Genomic DNA, 6,408 nt, shown 5'->3' with positions numbered 1-6,408 from the left:
GCCAGCATCGGCCAGGCCACCCGCAAGCCACGCTGCCACGCTGCGGCCTGCCGGAGATAGGTGAGGGCCTCGGACCGCAAGCCGAGCCCCAGCGCCCGGTGTCCGGTCGCCAGGCAGTAGTGACGTCGCAGGCGAAGCGTCTCTTCGTCCGTGCAGGCGGGCCCGGCAAAGAGTTCGTCAAAGAAGCCGAGCTTGTTGACCTCGAAGCGGAACGCCCCGCTGCCCGTGGCCAAGTGCCCCTGTGCCAGCACCTGGTTGCCAGCAGCCCGCTCGTACTTGATCGCTGAAGGCACCGCGATCATGCTGGCCGGAAACTCGCGCGCCAGCCGGGCGAGAAAGTGGTAATCGGCGGCACTGCGCGTGTGGGTGGCGAACAGGCCGATCCGATCGATGGCCTCGCGTCGGCACACGGTCACAGGCAACCAGTTCAGATAGCCCCAGCGCATGTGGCGGAACAGTTCGCCCTCGTAGAGCATCGCATCCGGCTGCCCGATGGACTCCACGATCTCGCGGCCCCAGGCCCCGACGATGCGCTTGCGGTCGTAGACGCGCAGGTAGTCGTCTTTCACCCCCGCCGGCAGCAACAATGCACGAGACCGGATCGCGCGAGCAAAACCGTTGTACAGAACGCCGACATCGTGCCGATCATGAAGAATCGGCGATGAACCATCGCCCAGGTCTTCGAAGAACTCGGTGGTCACCCAATGGCGGTCCGGATGCGCGCTCAGGAATGCAGTGGTCAGTGCCAGAAAATGTGGCATCCACTCGTCATCGGAATCCATGAAGGTCACGAACCGCCCGCGTGCAGCACTCAAGCCCGTGTTGCGGGCGACATACACGCCCTGATTGGACTGTTCGATGTAGCGAATGCGCGGGTCCAGCGCTTCGATCCGATCGCGTGTACCGTCGGTCGAGCCGTCATCGACCACGATCAGCTCCCAGTCTTGGTGGGACTGCATCAGGACGCTGGCCACGGCCCGCCCGATCACGTCCACCCGATTGAACGTTGGAAGGACAATGGATACATCAATCACTTGTCAAGCTCGCAATCAGCAATCGTCAGACTCATTCGAGGATCAGGTCACAAGCAGGTTACTTTTCTTGCCTGTGACGATGCTAATCTCAACAAATGTTGCGGTCTACAATGGATTGGCCTTCAACCAAGTGCTTCATTTTGGCGTCAGCTTTGACCCGCCACGGTCTGTCACCATCCGACGCGAAATAATGAAAATAGGCGCCTGCAAGCGCGAATTTGATGCCCTTTTCAACGTTCGAACTGCTGGCAAGCTTCACAATACGGCCGCCGGATCACCGACCTACTTTCAGTTCGGGGTGCGGCGGTCAATCGTTTCCAGTGCACACCGTCCATGACGGCACCGATCGCGCATGTCTGAATACGTAATTTTCATTTACATCGCACATCAAGGCGATTCGGGCCCGGCTTGCAGAAAGAATTCTGTCTACCCTGATGGAAACGTTAAGTTACGTTGCACATAATATCAATGCTACGGGAACACCACCCGGGGAGTGGGAGCACCTCTAATGATCAGGATTTCACGTCCGATTGCACGTTGGTTCGTACAGGCCCGATATCCCTCGGGAACCAATCTTTTGCCCATCCTGATGTACCACCGGGTGCTGACCGAACCCGATCCGCTGCAGCCGGATGTACCGCACCAGGCGCTGCTGGCTGAACAATTCCATACGCTGGCAAGCGCTTTCAACGTCCTGCCGCTGCACGAAGCTGCGGAACTTCTGCGCAACGGAGGCTTGCCGCCGGGTGCAGCCTGCATCACGTTCGACGACGGCTACCGCGACAACCACGATCTCGCGCTGCCGCTGCTGCGCGAGTACAAGCTGCCTGCCACCGTGTTCGTGGCGACGGGCTACCTCAACGGCGGTCGCATGTTCAACGACTCGGTGGTCGAAACCGTCCGGCGCCTGGACACCGGCGAGATCGATCTGTCACGCGTCGGACTCGGCAAGCGCCTGGTGAGCGATGTGTCCTCCCGCCGCACACTGATCAGCGAGCTGACCAAGGCCGTCAAGTACCTGGATCCAGTCGAACGCGACGACTTCTGCGAGGACCTGTGCCGCCGCGCCGGATCGCACCTGCCGACCGACCTCATGATGGACGACAAGCACGTCAAGGCCATGTCCGACGCCGGCGTTGACATCGGCGGCCACACGGTCAACCACCCGATCCTGGCCCGCGTCGACAGCCACGTGGCGCTGCACGAGATCGAAACCAACCGCGACCACCTCACCGCGCTGACCGGCCGGCAGCCTCTGTGTTTCGCCTATCCGAACGGCAAGCCGAATCTGGACTACACCGCAGCGCACGCACGCATGGTGACCAGTGCGGGCTACAAGGCAGCGGTGTCCACGGCGGTCGGCGTCGCCTCCGACGATGCGGACAGCTTCCAGCTGCCCCGCTTCATGCCGCGCGAGCGCAGTGCCGCACAGTTCGTGGCCCGCATGGTGCGCATGGCCACCCACCGACATCGACAGGTCGCCGATTGACCTACACTTCGGCGCTTTCAGAATTCACGGAGACCGTCAGGTCCGATTGATGGCAGGGTTTTCTATTGCACCGGGCTGGATGACGCCCCTGCCAGTCGGGGTGACGCGATGAGCAATCAGTTCGGTGCCAAGGCCATGCTGCGCTCCGCGTTGCTGATGACAGGGTCGACCTATGTCGCGTATGCCGCCGGTCTGGTGGCGAGCATGCTGGTGGCGCGCGGGCTCGGTCCGGCTGACTTCGGCCGCTACGCCTACCTGATCTGGCTGTCGGGCGTGCTGGTGCTGCTGATGAACCACGGCCTCACCACGTCGGCGATCCGCTTCGTTTCCGAGTCGCTCGGTCGCGGCGACCACGCAGGTGCGCAGGCACTGCACCGCTGGTTCCAGAAGCGCCAGGGCTGGTCGATCCTCGTGATCGGTGCGCTCTTCCTGATCGGAGTCCCGATCCTCAAGCCGGCTGGCTGGGAAGGCCATCTGACCTACTTCGCCTTCGTGGCGCTGGTGGCCTCCGCGACCAAGGCCTGGTACCTGTTCAGCATTTCGGTCGCCAAGGGCCACGGGCGGTTCGGCGTCGAGGCCAGTTCGGTCAGCGCCCTCAGCCTGGTCAACCTCGTCGGCGCAGGCGTGCTGTCGATGCTGGGTGTGCCGCTGGAAGGCTTCATGCTGCTGTTTTTGCTGGTATCGGTCGCCCACCCGATCATGGCGACCATGCAGCTGCGCCGCGCCGACATCCGAAAAGGCGGGCAAGCCTGCGAGGAAACCCTGCTGCAGCGGGTCCGACCCCATCTCTTCTGGACCATGGTGTCCACCTTCGTATTCGCCTTCAGCAACAAGGCGGTCGAGACGTTCCTGCTGAACAAGCTGGCCGGCGCAGAGGCGGTGGGCTTCTTCACGATCGCGGCCACGCTGACCCGCGGAGGCGTCGAACTGCTGTCCACCGGACTCACCACGGTGCTGATGCCGATGATGGCCAATGCCTTTGGCGCAGGTGGACGTGACCGGGTCAACCGCATTGCCGGCGACGCCGTCCGGTATTTCCATTTTCTCGGTCTGCTGCTCACGGGCGTGGGCTTCTTCTGGGCCACGCCGGTCATTTCTCTGATGTACGGCGACAAGTACGCCCCCGCCGCGTTTGCCTTGCAGATGATGGTGATCATCCGCGGATTCACCTTGTCGCACGCGGCCTTCGGTGCACTGCTTTCGATCACCGACAACCAGCGCCTGCGGGCGGCAGAGTCGATCTTCGCGGTCATCGTCAGCGCAGCCGCAGCGCTGTGGCTGGTGCCGCTCTACGGCCTGCAAGGCGCCATCTTTGCGCACATGCTGTCAACGGCAGCCGTGTTCCTGTTCTCGTTCGGTTGCGTGCGGGTGGTACTGAAGGTTCCCCTGCCCTATGGCGATGCAGCGCGCATGACGGCAGCCGCCCTCAGCGCCGCTGCCGTGTCGATGGGCGCGCTGATCGCCACCGACTCGCCCTCGTCGCTGCACCAGATTCTGGTCGGAGTCCTGTACGTCCTGGCCTATCTGGCATGCACCTTGATCTTCAAGGTCTGGAACCAATACGATCTGGCCATGCTCGGCAATCTCGGTAATCGAATTCCCGCATTCAAGCGATTGGCCTTTCTACTGATTCCCTGGGCACGGCACGTCTGAACTTGCAAACACGGCGCCAACCTTTGGTGAATCTGAATGTGGGGTGGCGTGGTGTTTGATCCATGCCGATTCGAAGTGGGAAAACTTCCCTTTTGGGGCGTCTTCTGAAATCATCCATGTGATCAGAAGAGAACCACATTGCCCGCAAGGGCGCTCCGGAGCCCGAAGCCATGTCAGGAGTTTCCGTCAGTCCGCCAGGGCTGATCAGCGTCGTCATACCGGCATACAACGCGCAGCAGTCCTTGCCTGCGACGCTGGACAGCCTCTTTGCCCAGACCTGGCCGACCATCGAGATCATCGTGGTGGACGATGGCTCCACCGACAACACCGCAGCAATCCTCGCGACCTACGGTGACCGCATCCGCACGATCCGGCAGCACAACGGTGGACTCGCCAGTGCACGCCGCACTGGCGTGGCAGCAGCACGTGGACAGTTGATTGCCCTCATGGACGCGGATGACCTGTGCCGGCCGGAGCGCCTGGCCGTGCAGGCACAGGTGCTGCAGCGGTGGCCAGAGGTCGTGCTGTGCTGCAGCGACTTCAATGCGTTCAACGAACAAGGCTTGGTCGGCACCGCCTACGCGCGCCACTACTACGCCAGCATCGGCCGGGCACCGGACGGCGTGCAGTCGCTGCTGGGTCAGGCCGAAGTCCTGGACGTGAAGGGCTGCCTGCCCGCATCACCGACCGCCACCGGGTCCGACCACCAGACCACCGTCTACCGCGGCAATGCCTACCGTGCGCTGGTCCACGGCAACTTCGTCCATCCGCCGACCATCATGTTCCGGCGCACGGTGCTCGACACGGCAGGAACCTTCGATGCTGAAGCAGGCTCGATGTGCGACTGGGACTGGATCACGCGTGCAGCCGCCGTGGGCGCGATCGCCTTCGTGGAGCGGCCGCTGCTGGAATACCGACTGTCAGCGACCCAGATGTCGTCCCCCCGCCACCGCATCAAGGCCAGCACCGACACGCTGCGGGTGGCCGAGCGCATCTGCCGACGGGATGAAGCGCTCTACCTCGCCGAACTGCCACGCTTCCGGGCAGACCTCGGTTTCTTCTGTGCCGATGCAGCCGATGCCGAGGTGGACCACGACAAGTGGAAAGCGGCCCAGTTGCTGACCCGCAGCGTGGTCCGGTTCGGGCGCATCGATGCGCTGACACTGCGGGTGCTGCTCAAGATCCTGACTCCGGCCTGGGCGCTGGCCGCCAGGCGCCACCGCAGGGCCTTGCACACGGCCTGATGCGTCAGGCTCGTCTGCAGAACGCCGGCTCAGTCGGTCTGTGCCTCGGTGACCGCTGGCGCGGCAGCCACAGCAGCCACCTTGCGCTGGCGCCGACGGCGCAGCGCCGCCTCCAGATCGAAACGCCAGGCCGAGGTACGCAGCGTCGTCCAGGTCATCTGCTCATCCAGCGTTGCCAGATTGACTTTGTAGCGGGACTCCCCTGCCATGAAGTCATAGACCTGATGCCCTTGGGCCGCGTTGTACTGGGCGGCCAGCACATGGGCCACCAGACCGGGGCGGGCGTGTTTCTCGATCAGGCCGTACTCCAGACCCGACTGGTAGAAGTACACCCGGCCACCACGCACGAAGCTGTAGAGGAAGGCCAGATCGTGTTCACCGACGGCGACGCGCAGCAATTGCACCCCACCGTCCAGCAGATGCCGCTCCACCAGAGTGTGGTGGAAGCGGGTGAAGAAGGCGTTGCTGAACGCCCCCGGCTCGCCCTGCGCTACCCAATGCGCCTGGTGCAGCGCCGCCAACCGGTCCAGCCAGTCGAGGCCCTGCGCCACCGTGGTGGCCACCTCCAGCGTGAGTGCGCCGAGGCGGCTGTATTCCTTCATGCTGCGGCGGATCTGCGAGCGGCTGTTGCCGCTGATCAGCTTCAGGAAGTCACCGCCCGCTTCACGCACCGCCTGCAGGTCCACGGCATAGGAGCGGCGCACCCAGTCTTCACGTGTCACCTTGCGCCGCGCGGTCTGCTCGGCACCCACCGGCCAGCCGCTGCCTGCCAGTCCCGGTAGCGTCACTTCGGTCACGCCACCCAACTGCTCCAGCCAGTGACCGAGCATGGCCGCTCGCACCGCGTCCGCCTGGTCACCATCGAGCAGGAAATCGTTGTGCTCGACGGTGAGAATGTCGAATTCGGGCTGTCCGGTCGCATGCAGAAACGCCGTGCTGCAAAAGCGCAGCCCGAACCGCTGGCGGACTGGCCCGTCGACCACCAGTG

The 6,408-nt window shown here is 63.5% G+C and carries 5 protein-coding genes; 3 read left to right on the top strand and 2 right to left on the bottom strand.

Translation table 11 applies throughout. The annotated features are described in order from the left end of the window. On the bottom strand, nucleotides 1–995 hold a 995-nt coding region (locus AB3X43_RS14470), incomplete at its 3' end, for a glycosyltransferase family 2 protein (RefSeq protein WP_369430564.1). 616 nt (nucleotides 996–1,611) lie between these two features. Here AB3X43_RS14470 and AB3X43_RS14465 point away from each other — a divergent pair. The 3 genes from AB3X43_RS14465 to AB3X43_RS14455 all read left to right on the top strand — a co-directional run bounded on the left by AB3X43_RS14465 (nucleotide 1,612) and on the right by AB3X43_RS14455 (nucleotide 5,420). Further along, nucleotides 1,612–2,523 carry a polysaccharide deacetylase family protein gene (locus AB3X43_RS14465; RefSeq protein WP_369430563.1) on the top strand — a complete coding sequence of 304 codons (912 nt, stop codon included), beginning with the start codon at nucleotides 1,612–1,614 and terminating at the stop codon, nucleotides 2,521–2,523. Nucleotides 2,524–2,631: 108 nt separating this feature from the next. Next, the gene (locus AB3X43_RS14460; RefSeq protein WP_369430562.1) at nucleotides 2,632–4,176 is read left to right on the top strand and encodes a lipopolysaccharide biosynthesis protein; all 1,545 of its coding nucleotides are present in this window, start codon (nucleotides 2,632–2,634) and stop codon (nucleotides 4,174–4,176) included. Between the two features lie 170 nt (nucleotides 4,177–4,346). After that, a complete protein-coding gene (locus tag AB3X43_RS14455; protein ID WP_369430561.1) occupies nucleotides 4,347–5,420 on the top strand; it encodes a glycosyltransferase family 2 protein in 1,074 nt (357 codons plus the stop codon). A gap of 29 nt (nucleotides 5,421–5,449) precedes the next feature. Here AB3X43_RS14455 and AB3X43_RS14450 read toward each other — a convergent pair. Beyond that, nucleotides 5,450–6,408, bottom strand: a 959-nt coding sequence (locus AB3X43_RS14450) for a GNAT family N-acetyltransferase (RefSeq protein WP_369430560.1), incomplete at its 5' end; no start/stop codon positions are given.

This window comes from Sphaerotilus sp. (assembly GCF_041083715.1).
Lineage (GTDB): Bacteria > Pseudomonadota > Gammaproteobacteria > Burkholderiales > Burkholderiaceae_C > Sphaerotilus.
This window is presented reverse-complemented; position numbering and strand designations above follow the sequence as displayed.

Bases quoted from the DNA above. Each gene is read 5' to 3' on its own strand.
- AB3X43_RS14460 (WP_369430562.1), top strand. From the start codon at position 2,632: ATGAGCAATCAGTTCGGTGCCAAGGCCATGCTGCGCTCCGCGTTGCTG.
- AB3X43_RS14455 (WP_369430561.1), top strand. From the start codon at position 4,347: ATGTCAGGAGTTTCCGTCAGTCCGCCAGGGCTGATCAGCGTCGTCATA.